General features: G+C 64.8%; 6 protein-coding genes and 1 CRISPR repeat array. All 6 genes read left to right on the top strand.

What is annotated here, in order from left to right:
• Positions 1-317 precede the first annotated feature (317 nt).
• The 6 genes from rpmH to mnmE all read left to right on the top strand — a co-directional run bounded on the left by rpmH (position 318) and on the right by mnmE (position 5,544).
• On the top strand, positions 318-455 hold the full coding sequence (rpmH, locus tag KBC96_10735) for a 50S ribosomal protein L34 (protein ID MBP6964869.1): 138 nt from the start codon (positions 318-320) through the stop codon (positions 453-455).
• A 92-nt stretch (positions 456-547) separates the two neighbouring features.
• Complete coding sequence (gene rnpA / locus KBC96_10730; protein MBP6964868.1) at positions 548-901, top strand: ribonuclease P protein component; 354 nt, start codon at positions 548-550, stop codon at positions 899-901.
• A complete protein-coding gene (gene yidD, locus KBC96_10725) occupies positions 849-1,148 on the top strand; it encodes a membrane protein insertion efficiency factor YidD (protein ID MBP6964867.1) in 300 nt (99 codons plus the stop codon). Before rnpA ends, yidD begins: the two co-directional genes overlap by 53 nt.
• A gap of 153 nt (positions 1,149-1,301) precedes the next feature.
• Entirely contained in the window at positions 1,302-2,483 is a 1,182-nt protein-coding gene (yidC, locus tag KBC96_10720; protein ID MBP6964866.1) for a membrane protein insertase YidC, read from the top strand.
• A 447-nt stretch (positions 2,484-2,930) separates the two neighbouring features.
• Entirely contained in the window at positions 2,931-3,794 is an 864-nt protein-coding gene (locus KBC96_10715; protein ID MBP6964865.1) for a Jag N-terminal domain-containing protein, read from the top strand.
• Positions 3,795-4,098: 304 nt separating this feature from the next.
• A complete protein-coding gene (mnmE, locus tag KBC96_10710) occupies positions 4,099-5,544 on the top strand; it encodes a tRNA uridine-5-carboxymethylaminomethyl(34) synthesis GTPase MnmE (protein MBP6964864.1) in 1,446 nt (481 codons plus the stop codon).
• Between the two features lie 199 nt (positions 5,545-5,743).
• A CRISPR array of direct repeats spans positions 5,744-6,859; the repeat unit is 37 nt; unit sequence GTCAGAATGACCCTGATTCCCGCAAGGGAATTGAAAC.

The raw sequence follows: 6,859 nt of genomic DNA, 5'->3' as shown, positions 1-6,859 counted from the left end.
CGATCCGGCATCCAGAGGAATGGATCCTGAATCGAGTTCAGGATGACGGGGCGTTGCGTCCGACAGAAACCGTCAGCCCTGAGTGCTCGGAGCGAAGCGGAGAGTGTATCGAAGGGCGTTCTTGGGGCACGCCACCCGCCGTCATGCCGGACTCGATCCGGCATCCAGAGGAATGGATCCTGAATCGAGTTCAGGATGACGGCCACCTTTCACCGGTCACTCACCACTCATCACTCATCACCCCCTCGCGGGGCGTCCGGCTATTGCCATCCCCCGCCGGGCTGTGGTATAATCCGCATCTATGGAGGTAGCCGGATTTGCCTAAGAGAACGTTTCAACCCAAAGTAAGGCGCCGCGCGCGCGTCCACGGCTTCATGTCGCGGATGGCGACGGCCGGCGGCCGGAAGATCATCAAGGCGCGCCGCGCCAAGGGCCGGGCGAAGCTCACCGTCTGAGCGTCCCGTCCTCCCTGGAGAGGGTGGGCGGCGCCCGCGGCCCATTCCCTCGCTCTCCCATTCTCCCCAGGGGGGATGATTCGGAGGATCGGATGCTGCCCAGGGACCGGAGGCTCACCGCCCGCCGCGACTTCAGGACCGTCTACTCGAGCGGCAGGGCGTTCACGAACAGGCTCCTGGTGCTGAGGGCGCTCCGAAAGAACAGCGCTCATCTCGCCCGGTTCGGTTTCTCGTCCAGCTCCAAGATGGGCAACGCGGTGCTGAGGAACCGGATGTCGAGGCTTCTGCGAGAGTCCGTGCGGTCGCTGTCGGGAAATATTCGCGAGACCGGGTTCGACGCGGTGATCATCGCGCGGCCGGCGGCGCGGTCGGCGGCTTTCGCTCAGATGAGAGATGCCGTGGAGGACCTGCTGGGCAAAGCGGGGCTCATGGAGAGCCGGGACTGACGGGAGCGGGTCCGAGCGGGGGACTAGATTGCGGCACGTCTTAGTGTTCCTGATACGTGTCTACCAGAAAGCGTCCAGGTTCAAGCCGAGGACCTGCCGATATCAGCCCAGTTGCTCAGAGTACGCGGCTCAGGCGATACTGAAGCACGGCCTGATAAGAGGCGTCGGCATGGCGGCCTGGCGCATACTCCGTTGCAATCCCTGGAGCGCCGGGGGAGACGACCCGGTGCCCGACCCCATGCGCTGAACGCCCTTCGACGGACCCGCCCGAGCGCTCGTGTTCGGAGAGTAGTGATTCGTAATGAGTGATTGGTGATGGGCGGCGGTCGCATCGGTCCCACCCGTCCCATCCGTCCCACCGGGAGTGACCGGCATCCGGCATGCCATACTCGAGGAGACAATGAACCGTTCATACAGCACGTGGATTCTGATGATCGCCATGATGGCGCTCTGGTTTTTCGTCATCTTTCCCCGCATGCAGCCTCAACCCGCGCCCGCGCCCGCGCTGGAGATGCTCCAGCAGGCCCGCGAGCAGGAGGCGAAGGCCGGCGGTGACGAGCAGAAGCTGAAGGAAGCGATCGGCGCCTACAACAAGGTCGCCGGCGCCCACAAGGGCACCGAGCAGGCCGCCGACGCCAAGCTCCAGGTCGCCATCATCCAGGAGACGAAGCTCCACGAGGGCGTCAAGGCGACGCAGTCATACCAGGCCGTCATCAAGCAGTACGGCCGCACCGAGTTCCGCGCCGCCACCACCGCCGAGAAGCGCCTGAAGGAACTCAAGCAGACCACCGACGAGAAGAACCGCGCCCATCCGCTCTACAAGTTCTTCGACTTCTTCGTGAAGCTGACCGGCAGCAGCCCGTCCTACAGCTATTTCATCGCCCTGGTGCTCGTCACGTTCATCTTCAAGCTCATGGTGACGCCGCTCACGCGCGCGCAGTTCAAGAGCATGCGCCAGATGCAGAAGCTCCAGCCGATGATCAAGGAGCTTCAGGAGAAGTACAAGGGCGACCAGAAGACCATCGGCGAGAAGACGATGGAGATCTACAAGGAGCAGGGCGTCAACCCGTTCAGCAGCTGCCTGCCCCTGCTCGTCCAGCTCCCCGTGCTCTACATGCTCTACTGGATGGTGCGGCTATACGAGTACCAGTTCAGGCAGGCAGGCTTCCTGTGGATCGGCAGCAGCCTCGCCGACCGCTTCCCGGGGATCGTCGGCGCGAACCTCGCCCAGCCGGACATCCCCCTGCTCGTCCTCTACACCGTCAGCATGATCATCTCTCAGAAGATGACGGTGATGGATCCGAGCCAGGCCCAGCAGCAGAAGTTCATGGCGTACACGATGCCGGTGCTCTTCGCCTTCATCTTCAAGGACTTCCCGTCGGCGTTCATGCTCTACTGGCTGGTGTTCAACATAATCAGCACCACCCAGCAGTACCTCATCATGCGCAAGCCGGAGGCGGCGGTCGCGGGCGCGGAAGCGGGCGCCCCGGGTTCCGCCCCGCCTCTCAAGCTGGCGGAGGAACTGCAGAAGAAGGCCGCCGCCAAGCCCTCGCAGGGCCCGCGCCGCAAGCGGAAGAAGTGACGGGCGGAGCCGCCCCCCTCCTTGTCAAGGAGGGTTCCGGGAGAGGCCGTCCTTCGATACACGCGCCGGAGCGCGCACTCAGGACTAGCGGGGTTTACTTTTGGAACAGAGAATCCGTCAGCCCTGAGTGCTCGGAGCGAAGCGGAGAGTGTATCGAAGGGCGCGGGGAGGCAGAACCCCCTCGGCCGGGAGGCCGGTCCCCCTTGGTAAGGTGGACAGCAGAGAGCCCCCTCCTTGTCAAGGAGGGGCCGGGGGAGGTTCCGGGAGATGCCCCGGGAAGGCAGAACCCCCTCGGCCGGGAGGCCGGTCCCCCTTGGTAAGGGGGACAGCAGAGAGCCCCCTCCTTATCAAGGAGGGGCTGGGGGAGGTTCCGAGAGACCCGTCGGCATGAGATTCCGATCGGCCCGCGGAGGGCCGGTCCAGGCAACATCAGGGGGTAACAACCGAATGACAAGCGTCGAACAGACCGGAAAGACCGTCCAGGATGCCACCGACAAGGCCCTGAAGGAACTCGGAGTCACCGAAGACGAAGTGAACGTCGAGATCATCGAGGAAGGGGCCCGCGGTTTCCTCGGCATCGGGCAGGCTTCCTCCCGCGTGAGGGTCACCCTCAAGCGCAAGCCCGCCGAACAGCCCGCCGCTCCGCCCGAGCCGAGGCCCGAGCGGTCCCGCCCGCCCAGGCAGAGCCGGGAGCGCGCCCCGAGGCCCGCCCCGGAGCCGAGGCAGAAGCCCGCTCCGCCCGAACAGAGGCCCGCGCCCGCCCCGAGGCCGCCCAGGGAGCAGAGGGCCGACAGGCCGGCCCCCGCCCCGCCCGCGGAGCAGAGAGCGCCCTCCGAGCCGCCGACCGAAGAGACGATGCGCGCCGCCGCCGAGCTGAGCGTCGCGACTTTGAAGCGCATCGTGGACAGCATCGAGGACGGAGCCGAGGCGAAGGTCAAGAGTTCGCAGGACGGCCAGCTCGTGCTCGAGGTCAGGTCCGGCGACCCCGCCGCAATCATCGGCAGGCACGGTCAGACGATAGACGCCATCCAGTACCTCGTCGGCGTCACTACCAACAGGCGCATGCCGGAGAAGGTCCGCATCGTCGTTGACGTGGAGGGGTACCGCGAGCGGCGGGAGGAGGACCTCCGCGCCCAGGCGGTCAGCCTCGCGGAGCAGGTGAAGGGCTCCGGCGAGGAGGCGGTCTTCGGCCCGCTCCCTCCGAACGACCGGCGCATCATGCACACCGCGCTCGCCGACGACCCGGACGTGTACACCTACAGCGAGGGCGAGGAGCCCGAGCGCTGCGTGGTCATCTCGCCGAAGAAGTAGGGGTGAGGGGCAGTGATCGGTGACCGGTGACCGGCCCCGGTAGTCCTGAGTGCGCGCTCCGGCGCGGTCCTGAACTTGATTCAGGAGAAGGACGGTGGCACAGGCCAGAACGCCCTTCGATACACTCTCCGCTTCGCTCCGAGCACTCAGGGCTGACGGTTTCGGGGGAGTGGCCGGTCATCAGTAACCAGTAATCAGTGAGCGGTTACCGGAAGGGAACCCGCTAGTCCTGAGTGCGCGCTCCGGCGCGTGTATCGAAGGACGGTGGCATCCGTCCTATCCGTCCCGTCCGAGCGCCAGACCCATGTTCGCAGACGAAACCATCTCCGCCATAGCGACCCCGATCGGCGAGGGGGGCATCTCCGTCGTCCGCGTCAGCGGCCGGCTCGCCCTCCGGATCGCCGCGCGCATATTCGCGGGAAGCTCCGACCTCCCGCTCGAGGCCTACCCGACCCACACCGCCCACCACGGCGCCATCGTGGACCCGCAGTCCGGCGAGAGCCTGGACGACGGCGTTTTGACCGTCTTCCGCGCGCCGAGGAGCTACACCGGCGAGGACTCCGTCGAGATAAGCTGTCACGGGGGGCTCGTGCCGACCCGCAGGGTGCTGGAGGCCGCGCTCCGGGCGGGCGCGCGCATCGCCGAGCCGGGCGAGTTCACCAAGCGCGCGTTCCTGAACGGCAGGCTCGACCTCGCGCAGGCGGAGGCCGTCCTCGACATCATCCGCGCCCGCACCGACGAGTCGCTCCGCGTCGCCCGCAGGCAGATGGAAGGCGCGCTCTCATCGCAGATCCGCGCCCTCCGCGAGGACCTCCTCGGCATCATGGCCCGCATCGAGGCCGCCATTGACTTCCCGGACGACGTGGAGGACATCCCGCCGGAGGAGGTCGCCCCCGCGCTCCACGACGCCATCAGCCACGTCGCCGGCCTGCTCGACACCGCCTCCTGCGGCAAGGTCTACCGGGAGGGCGTCCAGGCCGTCATCGTCGGCCGTCCGAACGTCGGCAAGTCGTCGCTCCTGAACGCGCTCGTCCGGGAGAGCCGCGCCATCGTCACGCCGGTCCCCGGCACCACGCGAGACGTCATCGAGGAGACGGTCAACATCCGCGGCATCCCGGTTCGGGCGGTAGACACGGCCGGCATCAGGCCGACCTCGGGCGTCGTCGAGAAGGCCGGCATCGAGCGCACCCACCGCATGATCGAGCAGGCCGACCTGGTGATAGCGATGCTCGACGCCTCCAAGGGACTCTCCCGGGCCGACAAGGACCTGCTCCGCACGCTCTCGCCCTCGCCGGTATCCCAAGCCGCCCCGCCCCCAGGCCCTTCACGCCTGCTCATCGTCGTCAACAAGACTGACCTCCTGCGCGGCGACGACGCGGAGGCCCTGCTCGGCGAGGTGCGCGCGTGGGCGGGGAAGAACGTCCCCGGCGGCCCGCCGGTGATCGGGACGGCGGCGCCGTCGAACGAGGGGATAGCCGAACTGGAGGAACTGATCGCGGAGGCGGTGATGTCCGGCGGGGTGGCCTGCGCCGAGGGGGCCGTCGTCAGCAACGTGCGCCACAGCCGCGCGCTCGAGGAGGCGAGGCTCTCGCTCCAGCACTGCCTGCGGACGGTCGAGTCGGCCCTGCCGATGGATTTCGTGAGCATAGACCTGCGGGCGGCGGTGGACTCGCTCGGGAAGATCACCGGCGAGACGGCGACGGAGGACGTGATAGACCGCATCTTCGCGGACTTCTGCATCGGGAAGTAGGGGCCGGGCTCCTCCTGCGCGAGGGGGGGTCGTTTCCGAGCGACTCCGAAACCGCAAAAAAGGCCGGGTCGCTCGGAAAAATTCTGATCTCGAAAGGAGGAGGAACGGGGGTGCTCGGCGAAAAAAGAAGCGTCCGCGGGGGAGTCGCTCGGAAAAACCGCGTTTTGAGCGTGGGCTTTGAGCGTGAGTCGGGCGATCCGTCAGAATGACCCTGATTCCCGCAAGGGAATTGAAACACGGCTGCACGAATTGTCAGGCTCTCAGGCGTTGGTAGTCAGAATGACCCTGATTCCCGCAAGGGAATTGAAACCTGATGAGGTCCAGCGCGACGGCCTTGTCCGCCGACGCCGTACGTCAGAATGACCCTGATTCCCGCAAGGGAATTGAAACAGGAGATGGGCATAAACCGGTTCGCGGCGTGGAAAATGTCAGAATGACCCTGATTCCCGCAAGGGAATTGAAACACCGTGCTGTCCAGTTGCGATAGTCGGAACGGTTGTCACCAGTCAGAATGACCCTGATTCCCGCAAGGGAATTGAAACAAAAAAGGAAACGCGCCTTCGTGCGCGCATTGCAGTCAGAATGACCCTGATTCCCGCAAGGGAATTGAAACGCATCCCTGCTTGTTGCCGCCGGATAGAGCCGGTGACACGTCGGTCAGAATGACCCTGATTCCCGCAAGGGAATTGAAACAGCGTGCGGCGGCTCGCTGTAGTTGTGACCAAACAGCACGACCGGTCAGAATGACCCTGATTCCCGCAAGGGAATTGAAACGGATGTCCTCAGAGCCGCCCTCATACAACTACTGGTGAGTCAGAATGACCCTGATTCCCGCAAGGGAATTGAAACAGCCGTGCCGCTCGATGGCCCGCAGAACCTCGTGCCACGCCGTCAGCGTCAGAATGACCCTGATTCCCGCAAGGGAATTGAAACCGCCCGTGCAGGCCGTCCCACACGTCACGCGCCTCTAGTCAGAATGACCCTGATTCCCGCAAGGGAATTGAAACCAAACTTCGTGACCAGTCTTGATACGTGCCTATAAACACGTCAGAATGACCCTGATTCCCGCAAGGGAATTGAAACTCTGTCGTTCGATATGCAACGCATCGTTCATACAGGCTACGGTCAGAATGACCCTGATTCCCGCAAGGGAATTGAAACTCTCTCTTCAGTTGTCGCCGCAGTTGTCGCCGCTGACTTGCGTCAGAATGACCCTGATTCCCGCAAGGGAATTGAAACTGCTAGCGTTGCTCGGCAGATTTCACTAGCAACCTGCCAGTCAGAATGACCCTGATTCCCGCAAGGGAATTGAAAC

Source organism: Armatimonadota bacterium (assembly GCA_017993055.1).
Classification (GTDB): domain Bacteria; phylum Armatimonadota; class UBA5829; order DTJY01; family DTJY01; genus JAGONM01.
This window is presented reverse-complemented; position numbering and strand designations above follow the sequence as displayed.